Raw genomic sequence first — 23,812 nt, 5'->3', positions numbered from 1 at the left:
CAGAAAGGATGCCTGCCGTTTGCGTCAACGGCAGCAGAGCCTCCAAATGGACTGTGCGGGGGGCGGACATAAGTGGGCCCGCCGAACGGGGACATGTCCGGCGGGCCCTTCAGAAACTTCCGCAGGCTGGGTGGGGGGACGCACGCGGAAGCCTGAATTTGTAATGTTGTCGTACGAACCCCGATATCAATGCGGAACCCGTCTAAAAAAAGTTAACGATTCTACACACGGCCGCCCAAGGCCCATCGCCCTTGTACGCGCTCATTACACGAAACGGTGCAATTCAGGAACTGCTTCCTGCGGTCGCACGCTCTGGTGGTTTAATTGAGTTCATTCTTGGGTTGCCATCAGCTGACAGAAGAATGGCGATCCAGCGCGTGTCCTTCGCCTGCGCCAGCAGGATCATCATCAGGACGGTCAGCGGCGCCGACAGGAACATCCCCGGGATTCCCCACAGGACGCCCCAGATGGCCAGGGCTAGCAGGACGATCAGCGCGGACAGGTTAAGGGAGTCGCCCATCATGCGCGGCTGCACGAAGTTGCCGATCGAGAACTGCCAGAAGCTGACGATCACAAATACGAGAGCCGCGTAGATATAGGAGTCCTGCGGCGCCAGTCCGGGCACCCATCCGGGGACGGCGGGCTGGACCAGCGCAAACAGCGGGGGCACCAGCGCGGCAACGATTGAGCCGACTGTGGGGATATAATTCAGTACGAAGATCAGCGCCGAGAGGAAGAGTGCGTTCTGGACACCCAGTGCCAGGAGCGAGAAGTAACTTAGCGTGGTTATAACAGCTGAGATCACCGTCTGGACCCAGAGATAACGCTCGATGCCGACGCGCGCATCGTCGCCGATCTGTCGGACCTGTTCCCGGCGTTCAGGCGAGGTGAAGATCTTGTCGAGCTTGTGCGACCAGCCGGACTGAGCGGCAAACAGGAAGGCGACGTAGATAAGGATCAGAACGATATCGCCGGACAGACCACTGACGGAATTGGCGATGGTGGCGAAGAACCGCTCCCCCTGTTCGTTGAAAATCAGTTCGGTCAGCGTGGGCGAGTCGCTCATGCCGACAGCCTGATAGGCATCGGCGACAAGGCCATTGATCTTGGTTTCGTACTCCTCGGCGTGGCGGCCGAACTCGGCCATGCCGTTGGCCATCAGCGCGATGAAGCCCACAAAACCGCCGGTGACAATCAGGACCGCCATGAGGCGGGCCGTGCGCATGTTGACGGCCTTGCTGGTGTTGTCGAGCATCGTGGCGAAGCCCTCGATGATCAGGAACAGGAACACGGCCATCGCAAAGGTCGCCAGGATTTCGCGGCCGAAATACAGCAGCGCAATGATGACACCGGTCGCGATGATCCAGGTGCCGACCTTGGCAGAACGCTCCATGGGGTAGTGTCTCCGGGAATCTGGCGCGGAGGTTGGGCGTGCCCGGGCGCCCGGTCAAGCGCAGTCAACGGGTGATGCTGCTTGCCGAATCCGCGCAGATGGCTAGCCTTGGCAAGGATTTCAGAATGAAGGGCCGGACATGAGCGACACGATTTTCCTGGGCGGGGCGGATGCAAACGGCACCGGCCATCCCGATGCGGCCCAGTCGCTGATCTTGAAAGTGGCCAACCGGCACGGCCTTGTGGCGGGAGCGACCGGCACAGGCAAGACCGTGACGCTGCAGATCATGGCGCAGGCCTTTTCGGACGCCGGGGTGCCTGTGTTTGCCGCCGACGTGAAGGGCGACCTGTCGGGCATCTGCATGCCGGGCAGCGAGACGCACAAGGCGCATGCGAGCCTGACCGCCCGGGCGCAGCAGATCGGCATGGGCGAACTGAAGTATGAAGGCGCCCCGACGGTGTTCTGGGACGTGTTTGGCGAGAGCGGTCATCCGATCCGCGCGACGATTTCCGAAATGGGCCCCCTGCTGCTGTCGCGCCTCATGGGTCTGACCGACGTGCAGGAAGGGGTGCTGAACATTGCCTTCCAGTATGCCGACGATAACGGTCTGTTGTTGCTCGACCTGAAAGACCTGCGCAAGCTGCTGGTGAGCCTCGGCGATGACACGGTGCGCACGGAAGTGAGCCGCAAGTACGGCAACGTCGCGCCGGCGTCCCTGTCGGCGGTGCAGCGTGAATTGCTTGTGCTGGAACGCGACGGCGCGGAGCGCTTCTTCGGCGAGCCGGCACTCGAGCTGTCGGACTTCATGCGCACAACGACCAACGGGCGCGGCTACATCAACATTCTCGATGCGCGCAAGCTTATCAATTCGCCGAAACTCTACTCCACGTTCCTGCTCTGGCTTCTGTCGGAATTGTTCGAGGAGCTGCCCGAGATCGGCGATCCGGAGAAGCCGCGTCTGGTGTTCTTCTTCGATGAGGCGCACCTGCTGTTTGCGGACGCGCCCCCTGCGCTGATGCAGAAGATCGAACAGGTCGTGCGCCTGATCCGCTCGAAAGGTGTGGGCGTCTACTTCGTCACCCAAAACCCGCGCGACTTGCCCGAAAGCGTGCTGGCGCAGCTGGGCAACCGGATGCAGCACGCGCTGCGCGCCTACACGCCGACCGAACAGAAGGCGGTGAAATCCGCTGCCGCCTCGTTCCGTCCGAACCCGGCCTTCAAGACCGAGGCGGCGATCACCGAGATGGGCGTCGGCGAAGCGCTGGTCTCGACCCTGGAAGCCAAGGGCGCGCCGACGATGGTGCAGAAGACACTGATCCGGCCGCCTTCCTCGCGGCTTGGCCCGGCGACCGATGCGGAGCGCGCCGAAGTGCAGAAGACAAGCCCCGTTTTCGGCAAGTATGACAAGACGATCGACCGGGAGTCGGCCTACGAGATCCTGTTGAAGCGCGAGGAAGCCGCCGCCAAGGAGGCCGAGAAACTTGCCAAGATCGAAGCCAAGGAAAAGGAAGCCGCTGCCAAAACGAAAGCCAAGGGAAAGACCACGACCCGCTCGCGCCGGATGACGACATCCGAACGCGCCGTCAACAACGCCGCCAGCACCGCCAGCCGGGAAGTGGTACGCTACGTCCTGCGCGGCATTTTCGGAACACGGAAACGGTAATCCCATGCGCCTCGTGATGCTCGCTGCCGCCCTTGCCCTGTCTGCCTGCGCGACCGGGCCGGCGGAAAAGAACTGGACCGGCCATGCCGGCGCCCAGCCGTTCCGCACCGCCGTCGCGGCCTGCAACCAGATCAGTTACAATGTTGAAGCGAACTTCGTCACCTGCATGGCCGGGCGGGGGTGGACGCGGGCCAAGCTGTAGGCGGTCGCCTCCCCTCGCGTCAGTAGTGGCGAAAACGCGTTGCGTCTCCTATAGTCATCTCTGAGCCTAATCAGACGAGCCAAAGGGAGGCCCCGGCCCATGAAAGAGTACCTGAAATTCTACATCGACGGCGCATGGGTTGACCCGGTGACGCCGCGCCGCCTGGAAGTCGAAAACCCGGCCACCGAAGAAAACTTCGCCGTCATCTCGCTTGGCTCGAAAGCCGATGCAGATAAGGCCGTGGCCGCTGCCAAGGCCGCCTTCCCGAGCTTCTCGCAGACCTCGGTCGAATACCGCGCCGACCTGCTCGACAAGATCACGGCCGGCATCCAGAAGCGCATGCCGGAACTCGCCGAAGCGATCTCAAGCGAGATGGGCGCCCCGATGTGGCTTGCCAATGGCGCACACGTGCCGGCCGGCATGGGACATTTTGCGACAACGGCGGCGATCCTGCGTTCCTACAAGTTCGAGGAACTGAAGGGCACGACGCTGCTGCGCAAGGAGCCGATCGGCGTCTGCGCGTTCATCACGCCCTGGAACTGGCCGCTGAACCAGATCGCCTGCAAGGTAGCCCCGGCGATTGCCGCGGGCTGCACGATGGTGCTGAAGCCTTCGGAAATCGCGCCGCTGGATGCGATGATCTTCGCAGAAATCCTGCATGAAGCCGGCGTGCCGAAGGGCGTGTTCAACCTCGTCAACGGCGACGGCCCGGGCGTCGGCTCGGTGCTCTCCGCGCACCCGGATGTCGACATGGTGAGCTTCACCGGTTCGACCCGCGCCGGCGTGCTCGTCGCCCAAGCCGCCGCCCCGACTGTCAAGCGCGTCGCGCAGGAACTGGGTGGCAAGAGCCCGAACATTGTTCTGCCGACGGCCGATCTGACCAAAGCCGTCTCCAGCGGCGTGATGTCGATGATGACCAATACGGGCCAGAGCTGCAACGCGCCGAGCCGCATGTTCGTGCAGAAAGACCAGCATGACGCGGCCCTCGCGATTGCCAAGGCAACCGCAGAGTCCGTGAAGGTGATGATGCCGGCAGAAGCGACGCCGGGCGCCATCGGCCCGATTTCGAACGCCAACCAGTACCAGAAGGTTCAGGACCTGATCCAGAAGGGCATCGAAGAGGGCGCAACCCTTGTCGCCGGTGGCCCGGGACGCCCGGAGGGCTTCAACAAGGGCTACTTCGCCCGCCCGACCGTGTTTGGCAATGTGACCAACGACATGACCATCGCCCGCGAGGAAATCTTCGGGCCGGTGCTCTGCATCCTGCCCTACAACACGGTGGATGAAGCCGTGGCGATGGCAAACGACACCGTCTACGGCCTCGCCGGTTATGTGCAGGGCCCGGAGAAGGAAGCCAACGCGATCGCCAACCGTATTCGCGCCGGCCAGATTCAGGTCAACGGCGCACGCCCTGACTTCTCGGCACCGTTTGGCGGGTACGGACAGTCGGGCAACGGCCGCGAGTGGGGCGAGCACGGCTTCGAGGAATTCCTCGAAGTGAAAGCTGTCATCGGCTACGCTGCGGCCTGATCTGGCGCGCCCGTAAATCGACCGAAGCGGCAGCCCTTGAAAGCTGCCGCTTCTTTTTTGTCCGGATACAGAGGAATTTTCGATGGCCCTGAAACTTCACCACCTCAACGCTTCGCGTTCGCAGCGCATCGTCTGGCTCCTCCTGGAGCTGGGCGTTCCGCACGAGATCATCCATCACAAGCGTAACGAGACGACACGCCTCGCGCCGCCCGACCTGAAAAAAATCCACCCGCTCGGCAAGTCCCCGCTGCTGGAGGATGGCAGCGTCGTAATCGCCGAGACGGGCGCGATCACAGAATACCTGCTGGCGAAACATGATTCCGGCCACAAGCTTCACCCGAAGCCGGACTCGCCGGATTTCCCGCGTTACCTCGAATGGGTCCACGCGGCCGAGGGCGCCGTGTTCCTGCCGGGCCTGCTGGCACTGTACACGGGCATGGCGGGCATCACCGAAGGACCGGTGGCGCAGATGATCGCCGGGGAGCGCGATAAGGTTGGGGGGTATATCGAGGCGCACCTTTCGAAGCATCCCTACTTTGCCGGGGACACGTTCACGGCGGCCGACTGCCTGATGGGCTTCCAGATCGTGATGACCGACGCGCAGGGCGGCCTCGCGAACCGGCCGGCGACGAAGGCCTGGCTGGAGAAGGTGACGGCGCGTCCGGCCTACAAGGCGATGCTGGCGGTCGGCGTCTGAGGCGCGGCCCGCGCAATTTCGCCGGTCGCAGGTCTTGATCTTTCGCAAACAACTTTGTATTTCAAAGTTGATGTCTGCATGAAAGGATCAGGTCCCCATGACCGTCGCCGAACTCAATGCCGCCCTGAAAGCCGGACGGCTTGCCGCCTATGCCGAAGCGCGGGGCGGCTGGCCTGTGCCGCTGGCCGGCGCAGCTTACTGGGGCGTGCTGGCCTGGCTGGGCCTGCGGATGGATCCCGCCAACTGGTCGCTGCTGGCGGCGGTGATGTCCGGCGCGATCTTCCCGGTGGCGGTCGCCCTCGCGGCGATCTTCGGCAACCGGTTCATGAAAGTGAAGGTGCCCGACCAGGGCGCCGTCTTCATGGCGATGGGCGCGATGCTGCTCTTCTGGCCGACGGCGATTGCCGCGATGTGGAACTTCAATGCGCTGACGCCTCTGATCCTCGCCATTGGCATGTCCGGGCACTGGCCCGTGTTTGGCTGGAGCTATGGCCGGCCTCTGCCTTTCCTGTTCCACGTGATCGTGCGGGCGGTCGTCGCCTTCGGTATCTGGCAATACATGCCCGAGGGACGGTTTACCGTGCTTCCGGCGGCGGTCGCCGGGATCTATCTCGTGACTGTCGCGTTGTTGTTCATCGACAGCGGCGCCGTCGCCCGGCGCCTCACACAAAAGTGATGCCCCCTGTTGGCTGGCATTCAGGTTCGAGTGGCCACATGATAGGGTATAGAAGCTAACGGAGGCTGCCCTCATGAAACGGCTCACCCTTGCCGCCGCATTTGCCGGACTGGCGCTGCTCGGCGCCTGCGCCACGGCCACGCCTTACCAGCAGGCGCTGACTGCCAGTGACAGCGGCTATTCGGAACAGAAGATCGAGGACAACCGGTTTCAGGTCCAGTTCGAGGGCAACTCGCTGACCGACCGCAAGACGGTGGAAACCTACCTTCTCTACCGCGCCGCAGAGCTGACGAAGCAGAGCGGGTATGACCATTTCCGCGTCGTTCGCCGGGATACGGACGCGACCACCAGACTGGTCGGGTCGCCCTCGGCCTATGATCCGTTCTACGATCACTTCTACCTGGACTACCGTTATTTCGGCCCCCGCGCGGCCTACTTCCATGATCCCTACCGGCGCTATTATCCCGGTCCGGCCTATTACTCGCGCTGGGGTGCCTATGATCCCTTCTGGGGCGGGCCTTCGGAGTACCGCGAGCGCACGAGCTATGTCGCCTCGGCCGAGATCGTGATGGGCAAGGGTCCGAAACCGGACGATGTCGCCTACTTCGATGCCAGCCAGGTGATCTTCAACCTCACGGGCTCGATCCAGCGCCCGGCAGCCTGACAATCCGGCACCTGACGACCTGACGAAGCCCTGCGCACCGGCGCAGGGCTTTTTCATGCAAGCTATGTCCAATCGGCACTAGGCAAGGCCGCCTCAGGGGTTCAGAACGCGCCGTTCCATATTCGTCCGGACACCGCATTTCCTCATGGCCGATACCGAAACGACCGTTGCCGCAATGGCGCCCCCGACCGGGATGCGCAAAGCGGAGCTTGTCGGCATGGTGGCGGGCCTGATGACACTGAACGCCATGGCGATCGACATCATGCTGCCGGCGCTGTCGCAGATCGCGGCGGCGACCGGGCTGACCAACGAAGGCGGGGCCATCGACAACCGCCAGCAGCTGATCATCTTTGCCTACGTGCTCGGCTTCGGCGCGCCGCAGCTTGTCTGGGGCCCGATCACCGACCGGTTCGGACGGCGCGCGCCGCTGTTCATCGGCCTGATCGGCTACATCATCGTTTCGCTTGTCTGCGTGCTGATCCATGACTTCTGGTTGCTGCTCGCCGCACGCTTCCTGCAAGGCGTCTTTTCGTCCGGCGCACGGATCGTCGCTTCGGCGGTGGTGCGCGATCTGTTCGCGGGCCGCGCGATGGCGAGCTTCATGTCGCTGGTGATGACGATCTTCATGATCGTGCCAATCCTCGCGCCCAGCCTTGGCCAGCTGATCCTGCTGTTTGCGCCGTGGGAAGGCATCTTCATCTGGCTGGCGATCTGGGGCGCCATCATGCTGGCCTGGACGCTGGCCCGGCTGCCCGAGACGCTCCCGGCGGCGGCCCGACGGCCCCTGAACCTCGCGAGCGCGTTTGGCGCCTATATGAGCGTGCTGCGCTCCCCGGTGAGCTTCGGCTACATGTGCGCCTCCGGCATCGTGTTCGGCGCGCTGTTCGCGTTCATCGCCTCGTCTGAGCAGGTGTTCCGCCAAGTGTTCGAAAAGGGCGACACGTTTGTCTACTGGTTCGCCGGTGTGGCGGGCGTGATGGCGTTGGCGAACTTCACGAACTCGCGTCTCGTCGAGAAGCTCGGCATGCGCCGGATCAGCCATACGGCGCTGATCGTGTTCACGGCGATTTCGGCAGGCCTTGCGATCTCGACGATGCTGTTCGGCGAAAACTTCGCGGTGTTCTTCCCGCTGTTTGCGCTCGCGTTCGGCTGCTTCGGCCTGATGGGTTCCAACTTCTCTGCGCTCGCGATGGAGCCGCTCGGCCGGATCGCCGGGACGGCCTCTGCCGCTTACGGTTTTGCCACCACACTGGCCTCGGCCCTGATCGGCGCTTTCATCGGCTCGCGGTTCGATGGTTCGACCGTGCCGCTGATGCTGGGCTTCGCGGTGCTTGGCGCCGTGTCTCTGGCGATCGTGCTGATTACCGAAAAAGGCCGCCTGTTCAGCACGCGCTGACGCCGGGTGACATCTTTACGGCGAAGGTCGTTGGCGTAGCTTCGGATGCGGCAAGGCGTGATGCCGGGGGGAATACCATGACCGTTACTGCTCGCTTTCTGCGTCCTGTCTTTGTCTGCTTAGGCGCCATGATAGTGGCTGCCTGCGGCCAGTCCGGACCGGCGCCAGTTGAAACGCCGGTGGAAGCGGCCGCCGCGGAGGCACCTGCCCCTGCGCCCTTCGAACCCACCGAAGCCGACTTCAAATGCATCCGCGACATGCACCCCGTGCGCGGCTTCTTCGTCGACAACCTGCTCGGCAACCTTGACGGCACCATTGCCGCCGCCGAGTCCGAAACGGGATCGGTCTATCCGGCTGGTTCGGTCGTGCAGCTGGTGCCCGGCGAAGTGATGGTCAAGCGCGAGGCAGGCTTCAACGCGGCGACCAGGGACTGGGAATTCTTCGAGCTGGACGTGACGGCTGCAGGCGCGACGATCCGCGTGCGCGGGGCGGACGATGTGGTCAACCAGTTCGGCGGCAATTGCCTCGCCTGCCATGAGAAGGCGAAGCCGGAGTTCGATCTGATCTGCGAGCAGACGCATGGCTGCGACCCGATCCCCCTGACGCCGGTGATGGTGAAGGCGATCCAGAATACCGACCCGCGCTGCCCGCCGGTGGATAACCTGCCGCCTGAACAGCTCGAGGCCCTGGCTATGTTGCAGGCCTTCCGCGACGCCGCTTCCGGCAATTGAACGCTGCCGGGTGACGCCAGCGCAGAGAGAGGCTAGGCAAGGCCTCGCGAACGCCTGCGGAGGTTGATCCATGCGCCTTTTCCTGAAAATTCTCGCAGGGCTGTTCGGCCTGCTGATCGTTGCCGCCTTCGGCCTCTATACCTGGTTCTGGTGGAAGCCGGTCGGCATCAACAACTATATAAACAAGGCGACGATCTCCTTCGCGATGGAGACGCCCGAGCTGATGACGCAGCTGGGCCTGATCGACAACACGCCGCTGGATTTCCACTCCGGCAAGCTGGGCGATTACACCGAGGCGGGCGAACAGAAACAGCTGGCGAAGCTGCGCAGCGCCCGCGCGGGCCTCGACAAGTACGGACCCGAGGGCCTCAAGGGACAGGAACTGCTCAGCTACGAAATCGTCGCCTGGTTCTTCGATGAGCTGATCCGGCAGGCGGAGTTCGAACACGGCGGTTACCGCGTGAACCAGATTTCCGGGGTGACGGTCGACATGCCCCGGTTCCTGACGGACACCCATGTGATCGTCAGCAAAAAGAGCGCAGAACGCTATGTGAGCCGCGTGCGGGAGTTCGGCCGCGTGCTGGAGGAGGTGCGCGCGCGTGTCGAAGACGACCGCGCGGCCGGCGTCATTCCGCCGGACTTCGTCATCGACAAGTCGATTGCCGGCATGAAGGCGTTCATTGAAGGTGGCGCTGACGGGAACATCCTGGTCACCAGCCTGCCGGCGCGCCTCGACAAGGTCGAAGGGCTGACAGCCGAAACGAAGGCCGCGCTGTTGGCGGACACTACCGAAGCGGTGGAAAGCGGCGTCATCCCGGGCTACGAGGCGATGATTGCACTGATGCAGGACATGCGCGCGCAAGCCACGCATGATGCCGGAATCTGGCGCATCCCGGACGGCGAGCGGATCTACGCTGCGGCGCTGAAGTCACAGACGACAACAGACATGAGCGCCGAGGAAATCCACGCGCTTGGCCTGTCGGAAGTGGCGCGGATCGAGGCGGAAGTCGGCGCCATCCTGGCAGCGGCCGGCCTGACCGAGGGCACGCAGTCAGAACGCGTCGAAGCGCTGATGACCGATCCGGCCCACAATTTCACCAATGATGAGGCCGGCCGTCAGGAGATGCTGGACTACCTCGTGCAACTGAACGAGCAGGTGATGGCCAAGGCAGGCGACTACTTCGTCACCCTGCCGCCGCAACCCCTGGAGATCGTCCGTGTCCCGGAATACTCGCAGGATTCTTCAGCCGGCGGATATTATACACCGCCCGCACTGGACGGCTCTCGTCCTGGCCGGTTCTACATCAACCAGAAAACCACCACCGACAATCCGCGCTGGACGTTGCCCACCCTGCTCTACCATGAAGCTGCGCCCGGCCACCATTTCCAGATCTCCGCCGCGCAGCTGATCACCGGCGTGCCGATGATCCGGAAATTCAGTCCGTTCACAGCCTATACCGAAGGCTGGGCCCTGTACGCCGAGCGGATCGCCGCGACCGATATGGGCATGTATGACGAAGACGCGCTGGGGGACCTTGGCCGGCTCAAGGCGGAAATGTTCCGCGCTGTGCGGCTGGTTGTCGATTCCGGCATGCACGCAAAGAAATGGTCGCGCGAAGAGGCCATCGTCTACATGAAGGAAAAGACCGGGCAGTCCGAAGACGAAGTCGTGCGTGAGATCGAGCGCTATGTCGTGTGGCCGGGACAGGCAACGGCCTACAAGACGGGGCAGCTTTCGATCCTCGCGGCGCGGGCGCGGGCGGAAGCGGCGCTGGGTGACAAGTTTGATCTGAGGCAGTTCCACGAAGCCGTACTTGGCAACGGCGCCATGCCACTCGGCATTCTCGACAAGGTCGTTGATGAATGGATCGCTTCAGAACTGGCGAAGGGCGCCTAGCCCTTTACCAGCCAGGCCTTCTCGACGAGCTTCGTTACGTCGCTCATAATCTCCGTGATCTTGAAATCTTTGGGCGTGTAGACGCGGGCAATGCCCATCTGTTTCAGCGCGCGGGCATCTTCCGGCGGGATGATGCCGCCGACGACGACCGGCACATCGCCGAGACCGGCAGCGCGCAGTTGCGAGATGGTCTCGCGAACGAGATCGAGGTGGCTACCCGAAAGGATCGACAGGCCGACAACGTGTGCATTGGCCGCTTTCGCCTGCGCCGCGATTTCCGACGGCGTGAAGCGGATACCTTCATAGACGACTTCCATGCCGACAGCGCGGCCGCGTGCCGCGATCTGCTCGGCGCCGTTGGAGTGGCCATCAAGGCCGGGCTTGCCGAGCACATAGGTCAGTGTACGGCCGAGTGCCTTCGAGACGCGGGCGACTTCGGCCTTCACGGTTTCGATGTCTTCGCCGCCATCGGAGCCGACGACGAGCGCGACGCCTGTGGGCGCGCGGAATTCGCCGAACACCTCGCGCAGCACGGTGCCCCACTCCCCGGTCGTGACGCCCGCCTTCGCGCAGGCGATGGACGGCTCCATGATGTTGCGGTTCTCGGCAGCGGCGGCGCGCAGGGCGGCGAGCGCGGCTTCGGCGGCCTTGCCGTCGCGGCCGGCGCGCCAGGCCTTGAGGTCGCGGACCTGCGCGGCTTCCTCGGCGGGATCGACCGTCATGATGGCGCCGTCGCCTGAGCCGAGCGGGCTCTCTTCCGTTTCCGTATAGCTGTTGACGCCGACGACTTTCAGGGCGCCCGATTCGATGGCGCGGATGCGGTCGATATGCGCGCCGACCAGGCTTTCCTTCATGAAGCCGATCGCGTCCTTGGCCCCGCCGAGCGCGTCAATCCTGGCCAGTGTCGCGCGGGCCTTTTCCTTCAACTCGTTCGTCTTGGCGTCAATGACGTGGCTGCCGTCGAAGATGTCCTCGAACTCGAGCAGGTCGGTCTCGTAGGCGAGGATCTGCTGGAGGCGCAGCGACCATTGCTGGTCCCAGGGGCGCGGCAGACCCATGGCCTCGTTCCAGGCCGGCAGTTGCAGGGCGCGGCACCGGGCACGTTTCGACAGCGTGACGGCGAGCGCCTCGATGAGGATGCGGTAAACGTTGTTTTCCGGCTGCGGCTCGGTCAGGCCAAGGGAATTCACCTGCACCCCGTACCGGAAGAGCAGTGCCTTCGGATCGGTAACGCCGTAGCGCTCGCGGCCGATCTCTTCCCAGAGGTCGACGAAGGCGCGCATCTTGCAGAGTTCTGTTACGAAACGGACTCCTGCATTCACGAAGAAGGAAATCCGTCCGAAGACAGTCTCAAAGTCTGATTCCGGAACTTGCCCGCCGGCCTTGACCGTATCGAGCACGGCGATCGCCGTTGCGAGCGCGTAGGCGAGTTCCTGCTCGGGTGTCGCGCCGGCTTCCTGAAGGTGGTAGGAGCAGACGTTCATCGGGTTCCATTTCGGAACTTCGACATAGCACCAGCTGACCATGTCCGCGATCAGCCGCAGGGAAGGCTCCGGGGGGAACACATAGGTGCCGCGGGAGAGGTATTCCTTGACGATGTCGTTCTGGGTCGTGCCGCGCAGCTTCTTGCGGCTTTCGCCGCGCTCGTCGGCGAGGGCGACGTAGAGCGCCAGCATCCAGGCGGCCGGCGCGTTGATCGTCATCGAGGTGTTCATCTGCTCCAGCGGCAGCTGGTCGAACAGGAGGCGCATGTCGCCGAGGTGTTTGACCGGCACGCCGACCTTGCCGACTTCGCCTTTCGACAGGATGTGGTCGGCGTCATAGGCGGTCTGGGTGGGCAGGTCGAAAGCGATCGACAGGCCGGTCTGGCCCTTGGAGAGGTTCAGACGGTACAGTTCGTTCGACTTCTTTGCGGTCGAATGGCCGGCATAGGTCCGGAAGATCCAGGGTTCTTCGGGCGCGTGCTGGTAATTTGTATCGGGCTTGCTCATCCGGCTTTGCCTCCCCTTTTGTGCGGCGCAACATGGCTGAGGGGCTGCCTGCTGGCAAGGCCCGGCAAAACTGTGCCGCACCCGGCTTGAATGCAAGCCGCGAACCCCGACATCCTGACCAAACCTTCTGCTCCAGTTCCGGAACATTGCTCGTGACCCGTCCTGCCCCCGATCCCGTGGCCACACTCAAGACGGCCATCTCGCTGCGGGCCGGCTCGCTGGCGGCCTTTCCGCTGGGCGCGGTGCTGATGGCGATCCTCGAGCGCGGCTGGCTTTCGGTCGCGGCGCTGGCCGGGGCGATGCTGGCGGTGAGCCTGATCGAGCGGCGCCGGTTCGGGCGGGCGCTGGGCATCGAGATCCCGTCGACTGCGGGCACGTTGCTGACCGGCCTCGCCGCGCGGTTCGGCCTGCTGACGGGCCTGTTCGTGGTTACCCTCGGCGTGCTGGCACTGTTCCGGGACACGGCACTGTCGCGTGAACTCGGCTGGCCGGACCTCGCCGTCATCGGCCTCTCGGCGGGCGGCGCCCTGCTCGCCAACGCCTTGAGCGCGTCCCTCGCCCCGATGCGTACCGAGCCCGGCCACCCGCCACCCCGCAGCGCGCCGGCCGAAACCGTCATTCTCGAGGGCGAAATCCTCGACAACGATCCACGGTGACGCCGCCCGCGATCCTCGCTACGGCTGGGGAGCTGTTTGGGGAACGCATGCCATGTCAGACCTTTTCGGCTTCGTCGGCGCTTTCCTGACAACGCTTTCCTTCGTGCCGCAGGCCTTGCTTGTGCTGCGCACCGGCAAGACGGAGGGCATCTCGCTGGCGATGTATGCGCTTTTCACAATCGGTGTGGCGGCATGGCTGGCTTACGGCGTCCTGCAGGCGGCGCTGCCAATCATCCTGGCAAACGCTATCACGCTCGTCCTCGCCACCCTCATCCTTACGATGAAGGCGCGCGCCATGCTTCAGGCGCGCTCCAGAGCCCAGGGCGCCGCCGAAGAGATATCGGCGCCCATTGCTTCGTAATAGAGGCGCTGGATCCTGCGGGTGACCGGGCCGGGCACGCCGCCGGAGATGGCACGGCCTTCCAGATGCGTGACCGGGGCGATCATGGCGCCGGCGGAGGTCGTGAAGACTTCAGCAGCGCCCGCCGCCTCGTCCGGCGTGAAGGCGCGCTCGGTGATGGTAAAGCCGCCCTTCTCCCGAAGCGCCATGACGCCGGTGCGGGTGATGCCCGGCAGGATGGCGGGCGAGAGATCGCGGGTGATGATCTCGCCGGCTTTGGTGACAATCCAGGCGTTCGCAGAGGCGGCCTCGGTGACAAACCCGTCCTCGACCATGAAGGCGGTCTCTGCGCCCTGCGCCTTGGCGGCGCGGTAGGCGAGCGCCTGGGAGAGGAGCTGCGTGGTTTTCATGTCGCGCCGCTTCCAACGTGTATCGTTAAGGAACACGGCCCTGATGCCGTCGCGGGCCTTCTCGCCGATCAGGGCCTTTTCGTCGGCATAGGCGAAAACGGTCGGCACGAAGGTTTCCGGCCCGGCGAAATCACGCGTGTCATAAGCGCCGCCGGTGACTTCCAGATAGACGAGGCCTTCGGTCAATCTGTTGCGTACGATCAGTTCCGCGTGCAGCGCCTCCCAGCCGGCGGCATCATGCGGGTTCGGGATGGCAATCCCCTCCAGTGTGCGGATGAGACGGGCGATATGGCCCGGCAGGTCAACGAAGCGGCCGCCATAGACGGCAGTGACCTCGTAGGCGGCGTGGGCAAACAGGAAGCCCCGGTCCAGCGGCGACACATGCGCCTCGCCGAGCGGCAAAAACGATCCATTTAGATGGACGACGGGGCAGACAGGCATATGCGGGGCCTCAGATTCTGGACGGGTTTGTGCGCCGCAACATTTTTCTTGCGCTGCGGCATGACACTTGCCACTGTGCCCGCGCCAATCAGGGCTGTGAAGTCACCGAAAGAGTGCCGGGCAGCGTATAGAGATCATAACGGAGGAAAGTGATGGCGACCAAAACGGCAGGCCGGGTCACAAAAGACATCTACGGTATCGGCGAAATCCCGCCCGAATTCCACGTTCCCAAGATGATGCACGCTTGGACGATCCGGAAAGAACGTCATGGCCGGCCGATGACGGCCATGAAGGTCGAACAGGTCCCCGTTCCCGAAATCGATTCCGACGAAGTCCTTGTTCTCGTCATGGCGGCCGGCGTCAATTACAACGGTATCTGGGCCGCCTTGGGCGAACCGATTTCCTATTTTGACAGTCACAAGGACGAATACCAGGTGGCAGGTTCCGATGCCGCCGGCATCGTCTGGGCCGTCGGCAAGCGGGTGACCCGTGTGAAGCCTGGTGACGAAGTGGTGATCCACTGTAACCAGGACGACGGCGATGACGAGGAATGCAATGGCGGCGACCCGATGCTGTCGCCAAGTCAGCGTATCTGGGGCTATGAGACACCTGACGGCAGCTTCGCCCAGTTCTGCCGCGTGCAGGCGCGCCAGTGTATGCCGCGCCCGAAACACCTCACCTGGGAAGAAAGCGCCTGCTACACGCTGACGCTCGCCACTGCCTACCGGATGCTGTTTGGCCACCGTCCGCACGTTCTCGCCCCGGCAGACAACGTACTGGTCTGGGGCGCCTCGGGTGGCCTCGGCAGCTTCGCGGTTCAGCTCTGCGCGGTGACCGGCGCAAACGCCATCGGCGTGGTCTCATCAGAAGACAAGCGCGACTATGTGATGAGCCTCGGCGCCAAGGGCGTGATCAACCGCAGTGATTTCAAATGCTGGGGACAGCTGCCGAAGGTCAACGGGCCGGAATTCGCGGACTACATGAAAGAAAGCCGCAAGTTCGGCAAAGCGATCTGGGACATCACGGGCAAGAAAGACGTCGACATCGTATTCGAACATCCGGGCGAATCGACCTTCCCCGTCTCTGTCTTCGTTGTGAAGCGCGGCGGCATGGTGGTGATCTGCGCCGGCACGTCCGGCTTCAACCTGACTATGGATGCCCGGTTCCTCTGGATGCGCCAGAAGCGCGTACAGGGCTCGCACTTCGCGAACCTCAAACAGGCATCCGAGGCCAACCAGCTGGTGATCAACCGCCGCATCGATCCCGGCATGTCAGAAGTCTTCCCCTGGGCGGACATTCCGCTCGCCCACGAGAAGATGCTCGACAACAAACACCTGCCTGGCAACATGGCGGTGCTCGTCACCGCGCCGAAACCGGGCCTGCGTACGGTCGAGGATGTGCTGGCCGTCAACGGCCAGGGCTGAACCGGAGACTAGCCGTCCGTGTCCGGAGCTTTCCGGAACGGCGGCGCCCCGGTGCACCACAGTACGAGTGCGATCAGCGGGAACTGCAAAGCCACACGCACCCAGAGAGCGACCGGACTGAGAGCTGTGTCGCCGAGGGGTATCTGCGCGATGGCCATATAGATGTTTGCCGGCAACACGGCGAGCAGGTAGGCCGACAGAAGCAGGCCGGCCAGCGGCAGGCGCCATTTGGCGATGAGAGCGACTGCAAAAGCAATCTCCATTACGCCCGTGATCCAGACGATCGCGACGGGAAACGGCAGCATCGGCGGCACGATCCGTGCGAACGCGTCATCGAGCTGGAAATGCAGGATGCCCGCGACGAGGAAGAACACCGCCAGCAGGATCTGAACGCCGCGCCTCATCATAGCCTGCCTCCCTTCTCCTACGGTGGACGCACAGAGCCTGCGATGCAAGATGTCGGCGGCTGATTCGGAAGAGGGAGACAGGGATGCTGGACAAGGCCAGGGCGGAAGCTTTTGCGCGGGCCTGGATGTCGGCCTGGAATGACCGCGACATCGACCGGATCCTAGCGCACTACTCGGACGCAGTCGTGTTCCATTCGCCGCGTATTGCGCTGGTGATGGGCACGCGGGCAGTGTCGATCTCGGGAAAAGCAGCGCTGCGCGACTATTGGACGAAGGCGCTGGAGCGCTCACCGGAGCTTTTCTTCGAACTGGAGAACGTGCTGACCAGCAGCGACGCCGTCACCCTTCTGTACACGAACCACCGGGAAGAACTGGTGGCAGAGACGTTCCTGTTCGACCCGGACGGCGAAGTCCGCGAATCGGTGGCCGCCTATCGCTGAACGGCAAGCCGGCCCCGGCCGCCGCTGCGTGCAAGCCAGACGCCGCCAAGGATGAGCACGAACGCCGCAACGGCGTTCCAGCTCTGGACCTCTTGGAAGAACAGCCAGCCGAGCCCGGCACTGATGATCGGGATCGCATAGCCGTTCAGCGAGACAAAGGTAGCGCCCGCCCTGGCGATCAGGGTCATGTAGAGCACCTGCGCGATGCCGGATGAGCCGAGGCCGAGGCCGAGCACGCCGAGCCAGTTCACCCAGGTGGCGCTGACAGTGGCGGGGTCAACGGTGAGAACCAGCGGCAGCGATGTCAACGCTGAGACGGTGGCGTAGCCGGTGGCGAAGGCGATGGCGTCCATCGGCGGGGCGCCGCGCGCGATCAGCGTGGAGATCGCATAGGCGAGCGTTGCGATTAGCAGGAAGACCTGCGCGACCGCGCTGGCCGATCCTAGGCCGGCCATCGCGTCCGGACCAAACAGGACCGCAACACCGATGAAGCCGAGCGCGACACCGACCCCGGTGCGGGCGGTCATCTTTTCCTCAGCGAAAAGCAGGTTGGCCCCGATGGCCACAAAAACCGGCGAGGCGGCCGTGTAGAGCGCCGCCAGGCTGGAATTCACCGTCTCCTGCGCCGTGGTGATGAAAAAGAACGGGATGACCGAGCCGACTATGCCCATGCCGACGATCGAGACCCACCGCCTGCGGTCGCTGAGCGGTGGCAGGTGTTTGCGGGTGGCGAGGAGGACAATCCAGAGGAAACAGGCGCCGATGCACAGCCGGCCCGGCAGGACCCATTCGGCAGGAAGGCCGGTGTCCAGCCCCTTGCCCACCGCCAGGCGGGTGAGCGGGTAGGCCCCTGCCCAAACCAGTGACAGTGCGCCGAAAAGCAGCCAGTCGAGCACCGGCCGGCCGCCGATCATTCCCTGGGTGTCTGCGTCAGTCATGCGGCGCCCTTTACAAGGGTTGGCACTAGTCGCGCCCGGCCCGCCTGTCCACCCGCAGGGCTTGCACAGAACTTGCAGGCTGCGGCTCAGGCAGCTTTCTCCTTCCCCTGCGTCAATTTCGCGGCGCGGTGCCGCACGGAATGCGGGTGGACGCGGGGGGCAGGCGCCAGTAAATGGCTGCAAAACGTGCGAGTAACCTCGCCTCACAGGAGAAAAAAATGGCCGTTCGTGTTGCTATCAATGGTTTTGGCCGGATCGGCCGCCTCGTTCTGCGCTCGATCATCGAACATGGCCGCACCGACATCGAAGTCGTGGCGATCAACGATCTCGGCCCCGTTGAAACCAACGCCCACCTGCTGCGCTTTGACTCCGTGCATGGCCGCTTCCCGGCCGACGTCAAAGTCGACGGTGACAAGATCATCATCAACGGCAAGCCGATCCTTGTGACAGCGATCCGCGATCCGAAAGACCTGCCGCACCGCGAGCTGGACGTCGATATCGCAATGGAGTGCACCGGCATCTTCACGTCGAAGGACAAGGCTTCGGCCCACCTTTCCGCCGGCGCCAAGCGCGTGCTCGTATCGGCCCCGGCTGACGGCGCCGACATCACGGTCGTCTACGGCGTCAATCACCAGAACATGAAGAAAGAGCACCTCGTTGTCTCGAACGCTTCGTGCACGACAAACTGCCTTGCCCCGGTCGCGCAGGTGCTGAACGCCGCTGTCGGCATCGACAAGGGCATGATGACGACGATCCATTCGTACACGAATGACCAGCCGTCGCTCGACCAGATGCACAAGGACCTCTACCGTGCCCGGGCTGCCTCGCTGTCGATGATCCCGACCTCGACCGGCGCCGCCAAGGCCGTCGGTCTCGTGCTGCCGGAACTCAAAGGCAAGCTGGACGGCATCTCCGTGCGCGTGCCGACGCCGAACGTCTCGGTCGTCGATCTGAAGTTCATCGCCAAGAAGAACACGACCGTCGAGGAAGTGAACGGTGCCATCATTGCTGCAGCAACCAGCGGCCCACTGAAAGGTATCCTCGGCGTCACCGACGTGCCGAACGTGTCGTCGGACTTCATCCACGATGACCGCTCGTCGATCTTCCACCTCGACCAGACGAAAGTAATGGACGGCAACTTTGTGTCGATCATGACCTGGTATGACAACGAGTGGGGCTTCTCGACCCGCATGGCCGACACCGCCATCGCGCTGGCGAAGCTGATCTAGTCCACATCTGCCCGCTTACCCCCCCGCGAGGGCGGGGGTAAGCGGCAGCTCCCTGCAACGCGGCGAAGCTCCTGGTTTTGCAGGGAGTGAGCGGAGACAACAATGACTTCCTTCAAACGCATCTCCGACGCCGGCAATCTCACGGGCAAGGTTGCGCTGGTTCGCGTAGACTTCAACGTACCGATGGAAAATGGTCTGGTTACGGACGATACCCGCCTGCGCGCGGCAGTCGACACGGTCCAGACCCTGCGCACGGCAGGCGCAAAAGTCGTCCTGCTCGCCCACTTCGGACGCCCCAAGGGTGAGCGCGTGGCTGAGATGAGCCTCGCCCCGGTGGCCGGTGCGTTCGCCAGGGTGCTCGGCGCGAATGTCAGCTTCGTAGCCGATTGCAAGGGCGAGCATGTGAAGAAGGCAATTGCGCAGCTACCGCCCGCTGGCGTGATCCTGCTCGAGAATACGCGTTTCTACAAAGGCGAGGAGAAAGGCGACATGGAGCTCGCGAAGGAAATCGCCAGCCTTGGCGACATCTTCGTCAACGATGCTTTTTCTGCCGCCCACCGCCGGCACGTGACGACCGCCGTGCTCGCTGAAATCATGCCGGCTTACGCGGGCATGAATATGGAGGTCGAGCTCGACGCGCTGGACAAGGCGCTCGGCCGTCCGCAGCGTCCCGTGTTGGCGATCGTCGGCGGCGCCAAGGTCTCGTCCAAGATAGATCTCCTGAAAAACCTGGTCACCAAGGTCGATGCACTCGCCATCGGCGGCGGCATGGCCAACACCTTCCTGTTCGCCCGCGGGCATTCCGTCGGCAAATCGCTTTGCGAACGCGACCTCGTCGAGACCGCGAAAGAAATCGAAGCCATCGCCAAGGCGGCCGGCTGTGACATCCTCCTCCCCCGCGACGTGGTTGTGGCGAAAGAGTTCAAGGCGCACGCGGACCACCGCGTCTGCGGCCTGGACGAGGTCGCCGATGACGAGATGATTCTCGACGCCGGTCCGCAATCTGTGGCGATCCTGGCAACAGCGATGGATGTCGCGAAAACCGTTGTCTGGAACGGCCCCCTCGGAGCATTCGAACTGGAACCGTTCGATAGGGCAACCGTTTCGGCCGCCAAAGCGGCCGCTGCGCGCGCCAAGTCAGGCAAACTGATTGCCGTCGCCGGCGGCGGCGACACCGTCGCGGCCATGCACCATGCAGGTGTGGCCGATGACCTCACATTCATCTCCACGGCTGGCGGCGCCTTTCTGGAATGGATGGAAGGCAAGGCCCTTCCGGGCGTCGAAGCGCTGAAAAGCTGACCGGCCAGGCCGCCCTGGCACCAGACTGCAATTCGATTGAGGCATGGCAACGTTGTCTGCCTTTTCCGGCATGCCACTTGAATATAGTGCAATCTGAAAGATCCGCTGACGGACACCCCCCGCTTTGTGACGATGGCCCAAATTCCGGCCATTTTCCTGTTTCAAAGCGTAACAGGGGTCTGAGCCCTGCCGGGCAGCGTGATGGTTGAGAAGACAAATTCGAAATGAAGGTTGGGACAATGGCGAATACGGATACGGTAATGATCGTGGGCAATGCAGAAATGGCGCGGCAGATGTCGCAGAAAGCCGGCTTCATTGCTGCGCTCGACCAGTCGGGCGGCTCGACCCCCAAGGCGCTTCGCCAGTACGGCATCGAGGAAGGCGCCTGGTCCACCGAAGAGGAAATGTACGGCCTGATCCACGAGATGCGCGCCCGCATCATCAAGTCCCCGGCCTTCAGCGGCGAGAAGGTCATTGGCGCGATCCTGTTCGAGCGCACCATGGACGGCGCCATCGACGGTATTCCGACCGCGGAATATCTCTGGACCAAGCGTAGCGTTGTGCCCTTCCTGAAGGTCGACAAGGGCCTTGAAGCCGGCAAGGACGGCGTACAGTTGATGAAGCCGATCACCGGCCTCGACGCGCTGCTTATCCGCGCCGTAGCCAAGGGCATCTTCGGCACCAAGATGCGCTCCGTCATCGACGCAGCCAACCCGGCCGGTATCGCTGCAGTCGTTGCGCAGCAGTTCGAGATCGGCAAGCAGATCCTCGCGCACGGACTGATGCCGATCATCGAGCCGGAAGTGACAATCTCCATCGCGGACAAGGCCGAGGCCGAGGAAATCCTGCGCGCCGAGATTCTGAACCATCTCGACGCCCTGCCCGCCAACCAACAGGTCATGCTGAAACTGACACTGCCGACGAAGGCGAATTTCTACAAGCCGCTGGTCGACCATCCGCGCGTGATGCGCGTTGTCGCCCTCTCGGGCGGCTACAGCCGCGTGGACGCGTGCCGCAAGCTTGGCGAAAACACCGGCATCATCGCCAGCTTCTCGCGCGCCCTGACCGAAGGCCTTTCAGCGAAACAGGCCAATTCGGAGTTTGACGCCGTGCTCGGCGAAACGGTCGACGCGATCTGCGAGGCGTCGAAGTCGTAGGACTTCTCTCTGGACGAACCGGCAATCCAAAAGCCATAGTGCCCGCCATTCCGATGGCGGGCATTTTCGTTCGCGTTCAATCCAGAGGGTTCTCCATGAAACTGCACCGCATCGCCTCAGCGGCGTCCGCGCTCGCACTGTTCACGGCTTCGGCCTGCACCACCCCGGTTACGGCGACCGATCGTGCAACGCTGGTCGCGGCGCCGAGCCTTGAGTCACGCGCCAGCGCCATGCTGGCCGAACTCGGCGTGGCGCCCGCCAGCGCCGAGGTGTTCGCAACCCGCTGCGACAGCGCGATTTCGCTGGTCAATGACATGATTGGGACGCTCGAGACCCGGACCAGCCCCGCGAGCGCAGCCGATCTCGTCTATCTCGACACTCTGACGGCTGTGGGCGTTTCTATCGGCAGCGGAGAGGCCAGTATCGTCTCAGAGACCAACCCTGATCCGGCGATCCGCAAATCGGGCGAAGAGTGCATCCGGAAATTCTCAGACGTGTTCAGCAACATCTCCTTGTCGCGTCCGATCTATGACCGGCTGGTGTCGATTGATCCGGCTGGTCTGAGCGAAAGCGAAGCCACCGTTCTGAAGCGCAACCTCCGCGACTACCGCCGCAGCGGTGTCGACAAGGATGAGGCGACACGCAACAAGGTCCGTGCGCTGAACACCGAGCTTTCGGAGATCAGCCTCGAGTTCAACCGAAACCTCCGGGAAATCCAGGGTTCAATCAAACTCGAGTCTGCCGCCGAACTGGAAGGCCTGCCGCAGGATTATATCGACGCGCACCCGCCGGGCGAGGACGGCAAGATCACGATCACAACCGATACACCGGACATGGGGCCGATCTTCAGCTATTCGCCCAATGAAAGCCTTCGCAAGCGCCTGATGGAAGTCTCCGCCAACCGCGCCTGGCCGGAGAACGAGGCGCCGCTGCGCCGCCTGCTGGAGAAGCGCTACGAACTCGCACAGACGCTCGGTTATCCGAACTGGGCCGCCTATATCACCGAAGACAAGATGACCGGCTCGCCGGAGGCGGCCGCCGCCTTCCTGTCCAAAGTCGAAGCCGCGGGCCGTGAAGCGGCCCGCATCGAGTACAGCCGTCTTCTCGAGAAGCAGAAGCAAATGAACCCCGCCGCCACAAGCGTGGGTGAATGGAGCAGCCGCTACCTTTCCGAACAGATCCGCGTGTCGGACTACGCGCTCAATGCACAGGAAGTGCGCCAGTACTTCGCCTACAATAATGTCCGTTCCGGGATCTTCTCGATGATGGAAGACCTGTTCGAGATCGAGATCCGGGACTGGGCAGATGCGCCTATCTGGCATGAGAGCGTCACGGCGCACGAGATGTACAAGGATGGCGCGCTGGTTGGCCGCTTCTTCCTCGACATGCATCCGCGCGAGGGCAAGTTCCAGCACGCCGCAGCCTTTCCGATCCGCGTGGGCCCGACGCGTGAGGGCGTGCCGGTGGCGTCTCTCATCTGCAATTTCCCGGCCGGGGACCATACGACCGGCCTGATGGAACACCGAGAGGTAGAGACCTTCCTCCACGAGTTCGGTCATCTCATCCACATGATGGTCTCCGGCAATCCGGAATTTGCGTCCCTGCACATGGGCGGCCTCGAATGGGACTTCATCGAAGCCCCGTCGCAAATGCTGGAGAACTGGGTCTGGGACTACGACACGCTGGCTACCTTTGCCACAAACGCCAAAGGCGAAACGATCCCGCGCGAACTTGTCGGAAAAATGAACGCCGCGCGTAAGTTCGGCACCGGCGTGAACACGCTGCGCCAGCTGGTACTCGCCGGTGTTTCGCTGAACTACTACAATCGTCCGCCGGCTGAGGTTGACTTCGGCGCAATCTGGGAAGAACGCGCCGCCGCGCTCAGCCCCTTCGAGCGGCTGGCGGACACCCATTCCTATGCCAGCTTCGGCCATCTCGATGGTTATTCGGCGATCTACTATACCTACCAATGGTCGCTTGCGATCTCGACAGACCTGTTCACCGAATTCCAGAAGAATGGCCTGCGTGACAAGGAAACCGCGCTGCGCTACCGAGACCTCGTTCTGTCGAAAGGCTCGAACAAGCCGGCTGCCGAACTGGTCAGGGATTTCCTGGGCCGTGATTGGTCGCCGCAGGCGTATGAGCAGAAGCTCATCGACGCGGCGAAAAGCCAATAGAGAAGGGACATTTTGCCTCTTGCGGGCAGAGCCTGGCAACCCATCTGAAAAGGC

At 63.3% G+C, this 23,812-nt stretch carries 22 protein-coding genes; 17 read left to right on the top strand and 5 right to left on the bottom strand.

Going from position 1 to position 23,812, the window contains the following annotated elements:
• Positions 1 to 283: 283 nt before the first annotated feature.
• The gene (locus Q0C17_RS11625) at positions 284 to 1,393 is read right to left on the bottom strand and encodes an AI-2E family transporter (protein WP_291206248.1); all 1,110 of its coding nucleotides are present in this window, start codon (positions 1,391 to 1,393) and stop codon (positions 284 to 286) included.
• A gap of 139 nt (positions 1,394 to 1,532) precedes the next feature.
• On the opposite strand from Q0C17_RS11625, the gene Q0C17_RS11620 reads away from it, so the two are divergent.
• The 9 genes from Q0C17_RS11620 (at position 1,533) to Q0C17_RS11580 (ending at position 10,849) form a co-directional block, all read left to right on the top strand.
• On the top strand, positions 1,533 to 3,056 hold the full coding sequence (locus Q0C17_RS11620; protein WP_291206245.1) for a helicase HerA-like domain-containing protein: 1,524 nt from the start codon (positions 1,533 to 1,535) through the stop codon (positions 3,054 to 3,056).
• 4 nt (positions 3,057 to 3,060) lie between these two features.
• Positions 3,061 to 3,258 (top strand): hypothetical protein, encoded by a 198-nt coding sequence (locus Q0C17_RS11615; RefSeq protein ID WP_291206243.1) that lies wholly within the window; start codon positions 3,061 to 3,063, stop codon positions 3,256 to 3,258.
• A 99-nt stretch (positions 3,259 to 3,357) separates the two neighbouring features.
• Entirely contained in the window at positions 3,358 to 4,788 is a 1,431-nt protein-coding gene (locus tag Q0C17_RS11610; RefSeq protein WP_291206241.1) for an aldehyde dehydrogenase family protein, read from the top strand.
• An 82-nt stretch (positions 4,789 to 4,870) separates the two neighbouring features.
• On the top strand, positions 4,871 to 5,485 hold the full coding sequence (locus Q0C17_RS11605; protein WP_291206239.1) for a glutathione S-transferase family protein: 615 nt from the start codon (positions 4,871 to 4,873) through the stop codon (positions 5,483 to 5,485).
• Positions 5,486 to 5,582: 97 nt separating this feature from the next.
• Positions 5,583 to 6,161 carry a hypothetical protein gene (locus tag Q0C17_RS11600; protein ID WP_291206236.1) on the top strand — a complete coding sequence of 193 codons (579 nt, stop codon included), beginning with the start codon at positions 5,583 to 5,585 and terminating at the stop codon, positions 6,159 to 6,161.
• A gap of 73 nt (positions 6,162 to 6,234) precedes the next feature.
• Positions 6,235 to 6,825 (top strand): hypothetical protein, encoded by a 591-nt coding sequence (locus Q0C17_RS11595; protein WP_291206233.1) that lies wholly within the window; start codon positions 6,235 to 6,237, stop codon positions 6,823 to 6,825.
• Positions 6,826 to 6,970: 145 nt separating this feature from the next.
• The gene (locus Q0C17_RS11590) at positions 6,971 to 8,221 is read left to right on the top strand and encodes a multidrug effflux MFS transporter (RefSeq protein WP_291206230.1); all 1,251 of its coding nucleotides are present in this window, start codon (positions 6,971 to 6,973) and stop codon (positions 8,219 to 8,221) included.
• Positions 8,222 to 8,298: 77 nt separating this feature from the next.
• Positions 8,299 to 8,952 carry a hypothetical protein gene (locus Q0C17_RS11585; protein WP_291206227.1) on the top strand — a complete coding sequence of 218 codons (654 nt, stop codon included), beginning with the start codon at positions 8,299 to 8,301 and terminating at the stop codon, positions 8,950 to 8,952.
• Positions 8,953 to 9,022: 70 nt separating this feature from the next.
• On the top strand, positions 9,023 to 10,849 hold the full coding sequence (locus Q0C17_RS11580; RefSeq protein WP_291206224.1) for a DUF885 family protein: 1,827 nt from the start codon (positions 9,023 to 9,025) through the stop codon (positions 10,847 to 10,849).
• Here the strand turns inward: Q0C17_RS11580 and Q0C17_RS11575 are convergent.
• Entirely contained in the window at positions 10,846 to 12,840 is a 1,995-nt protein-coding gene (locus Q0C17_RS11575; protein WP_291206221.1) for a methylmalonyl-CoA mutase family protein, read from the bottom strand. The two genes, Q0C17_RS11580 and Q0C17_RS11575, sit on opposite strands and share 4 nt — an antisense overlap.
• 152 nt (positions 12,841 to 12,992) lie before the next feature.
• On the opposite strand from Q0C17_RS11575, the gene Q0C17_RS11570 reads away from it, so the two are divergent.
• A complete protein-coding gene (locus Q0C17_RS11570; RefSeq protein ID WP_291206218.1) occupies positions 12,993 to 13,496 on the top strand; it encodes a hypothetical protein in 504 nt (167 codons plus the stop codon).
• A gap of 52 nt (positions 13,497 to 13,548) precedes the next feature.
• Positions 13,549 to 13,857 carry a SemiSWEET transporter gene (locus Q0C17_RS11565; protein ID WP_291206215.1) on the top strand — a complete coding sequence of 103 codons (309 nt, stop codon included), beginning with the start codon at positions 13,549 to 13,551 and terminating at the stop codon, positions 13,855 to 13,857.
• Here Q0C17_RS11565 and Q0C17_RS11560 read toward each other — a convergent pair.
• Complete coding sequence (locus Q0C17_RS11560; RefSeq protein WP_291206212.1) at positions 13,797 to 14,687, bottom strand: aminotransferase class IV; 891 nt, start codon at positions 14,685 to 14,687, stop codon at positions 13,797 to 13,799. The two genes, Q0C17_RS11565 and Q0C17_RS11560, sit on opposite strands and share 61 nt — an antisense overlap.
• 152 nt (positions 14,688 to 14,839) lie before the next feature.
• Between Q0C17_RS11560 and ccrA the strand changes: the two genes are divergently transcribed.
• A complete protein-coding gene (gene ccrA, locus Q0C17_RS11555; protein WP_291206209.1) occupies positions 14,840 to 16,111 on the top strand; it encodes a crotonyl-CoA carboxylase/reductase in 1,272 nt (423 codons plus the stop codon).
• A gap of 8 nt (positions 16,112 to 16,119) precedes the next feature.
• On the opposite strand, the gene Q0C17_RS11550 is transcribed toward ccrA, so the two are convergent.
• Positions 16,120 to 16,515, bottom strand: coding sequence for a hypothetical protein (locus Q0C17_RS11550; protein ID WP_291206207.1), 396 nt, complete (start codon positions 16,513 to 16,515; stop codon positions 16,120 to 16,122).
• Positions 16,516 to 16,601: 86 nt separating this feature from the next.
• Between Q0C17_RS11550 and Q0C17_RS11545 the strand changes: the two genes are divergently transcribed.
• A complete protein-coding gene (locus Q0C17_RS11545) occupies positions 16,602 to 16,958 on the top strand; it encodes a nuclear transport factor 2 family protein (RefSeq protein WP_291206203.1) in 357 nt (118 codons plus the stop codon).
• On the opposite strand, the gene Q0C17_RS11540 is transcribed toward Q0C17_RS11545, so the two are convergent.
• On the bottom strand, positions 16,949 to 17,896 hold the full coding sequence (locus Q0C17_RS11540; RefSeq protein WP_291206200.1) for a DMT family transporter: 948 nt from the start codon (positions 17,894 to 17,896) through the stop codon (positions 16,949 to 16,951). The two genes, Q0C17_RS11545 and Q0C17_RS11540, sit on opposite strands and share 10 nt — an antisense overlap.
• Positions 17,897 to 18,114: 218 nt before the next feature.
• Here Q0C17_RS11540 and gap point away from each other — a divergent pair, with 218 nt between their 5' ends.
• From gap to Q0C17_RS11520, 4 genes are all read left to right on the top strand, one after another.
• Positions 18,115 to 19,125 (top strand): type I glyceraldehyde-3-phosphate dehydrogenase, encoded by a 1,011-nt coding sequence (gene gap / locus Q0C17_RS11535; RefSeq protein ID WP_291206197.1) that lies wholly within the window; start codon positions 18,115 to 18,117, stop codon positions 19,123 to 19,125.
• A gap of 102 nt (positions 19,126 to 19,227) precedes the next feature.
• The gene (locus Q0C17_RS11530) at positions 19,228 to 20,424 is read left to right on the top strand and encodes a phosphoglycerate kinase (protein ID WP_291206194.1); all 1,197 of its coding nucleotides are present in this window, start codon (positions 19,228 to 19,230) and stop codon (positions 20,422 to 20,424) included.
• 266 nt (positions 20,425 to 20,690) lie between these two features.
• Complete coding sequence (locus Q0C17_RS11525; RefSeq protein WP_366914818.1) at positions 20,691 to 21,581, top strand: fructose bisphosphate aldolase; 891 nt, start codon at positions 20,691 to 20,693, stop codon at positions 21,579 to 21,581.
• A 95-nt stretch (positions 21,582 to 21,676) separates the two neighbouring features.
• Positions 21,677 to 23,758, top strand: a complete 2,082-nt coding sequence (locus tag Q0C17_RS11520) for a M3 family metallopeptidase (RefSeq protein WP_291206188.1) — start codon at positions 21,677 to 21,679, stop codon at positions 23,756 to 23,758.
• Positions 23,759 to 23,812 lie beyond the last annotated feature (54 nt).

The sequence above is a fragment of the Hyphomonas sp. genome (genome assembly GCF_022844445.1).
GTDB lineage: Bacteria > Pseudomonadota > Alphaproteobacteria > Caulobacterales > Hyphomonadaceae > Hyphomonas.
This window is presented reverse-complemented; position numbering and strand designations above follow the sequence as displayed.